This window comes from Micromonospora sp. NPDC051924 (assembly GCF_055586005.1).
In genome coordinates, this window is sequence record NZ_JBVJJA010000103.1 from 1 (window position 1) to 1591 (window position 1591).

At 56.4% G+C, this 1591-nt stretch carries 1 rRNA gene (cut by a window edge); it reads right to left on the reverse strand.

Annotated features, from left to right (window positions below):
• Positions 1-44: 44 nt before the first annotated feature.
• Positions 45-1591: ribosomal RNA gene (locus ACZ6S5_RS34745) — 23S ribosomal RNA — on the reverse strand; it runs 1661 nt beyond the window's last position.

Below are 1591 nucleotides of genomic sequence, written 5' to 3' on the forward strand. Positions count from 1 at the left end.
TTGTTCGTTTGTCGGGAGTTGCACAGTGGACGCGTAGCAGCTTAGTAGTCAAGTCCTCGGCCTATTAGTACCGGTCAACTGAACCCGTTACCGGGCTTACATTTCCGGCCTATCAACCCAGTCGTCTAGCTGGGGGCCTTACCCACTCGAAAGTGGTGGGATACCTCATCTTGAAGCGAGCTTCCCGCTTAGATGCTTTCAGCGGTTATCCCTTCCGAACGTAGCTAACCAGCCGTGCCCCTGGCGGGACAACTGGCACACCAGAGGTTCGTCCGTCCCGGTCCTCTCGTACTAGGGACAGCCCTTCTCAAGTATCCTACGCGCACGGCGGATAGGGACCGAACTGTCTCACGACGTTCTAAACCCAGCTCGCGTACCGCTTTAATGGGCGAACAGCCCAACCCTTGGGACCTGCTACAGCCCCAGGATGCGACGAGCCGACATCGAGGTGCCAAACCATCCCGTCGATATGGACTCTTGGGGAAGATCAGCCTGTTATCCCCGGGGTACCTTTTATCCGTTGAGCGACACCGCTTCCACATGCCAGTGCCGGATCACTAGTCCCGACTTTCGTCCCTGCTCGACCTGTCAGTCTCACAGTCAAGCTCCCTTGTGCACTTGCACTCAACACCTGATTGCCAACCAGGCTGAGGGAACCTTTGGGCGCCTCCGTTACCCTTTAGGAGGCAACCGCCCCAGTTAAACTACCCACCAGACACTGTCCCTGAACCGGATAACGGTCCGAAGTTAGATACCCAAATCAACCAGAGTGGTATTTCAAGATTGCCTCCACCCTAACTGGCGTTAGAGCTTCACCGGCTCCCACCTATCCTACACAAGCTAACTCAAGTACCAATGTCAAGCTATAGTAAAGGTCCCGGGGTCTTTCCGTCCTGCCGCGCGTAACGAGCATCTTTACTCGTAGTGCAATTTCGCCGGGCCTGTGGTTGAGACAGTGGGGAAGTCGTTACGCCATTCGTGCAGGTCGGAACTTACCCGACAAGGAATTTCGCTACCTTAGGATGGTTATAGTTACCACCGCCGTTTACTGGCGCTTAAGTTCTCCGCTTCGCCCCGAAGAGCTAACAGGTCCCCTTAACGTTCCAGCACCGGGCAGGCGTCAGTCCATATACATCGAATTACTTCTTCGCATGGACCTGTGTTTTTAGTAAACAGTCGCTTCCCCCTGCTCTCTGCGGCCATACAACGCTCCACCCGCGCGGGGCTTCACGTCTCCGGCCCCCCTTCTCCCTAAGTTACGGGGGCAATTTGCCGAGTTCCTTAACCACAGTTCGCCCGATCGCCTCGGTATTCTCTACCTGACCACCTGTGTCGGTTTGGGGTACGGGCCGCTCAGAACTCGCTAGAGGCTTTTCTCGGCAGCATAGGATCACTGACTTCACCTGAATCGGCTCGGCATCACGTCTCAGCCTATATGCACCGCGGATTTGCCTACGGTACGGCCTACACGCTTACCCCGGCACAACCACCGGCCGGGATCAGCTACCTTCCTGCGTCACCCCATCGCTTGACTACTACCCGCCAGGTTCCCACGCTCCCCACTTCAGACCCGAAGGTCATCCACGGTTCG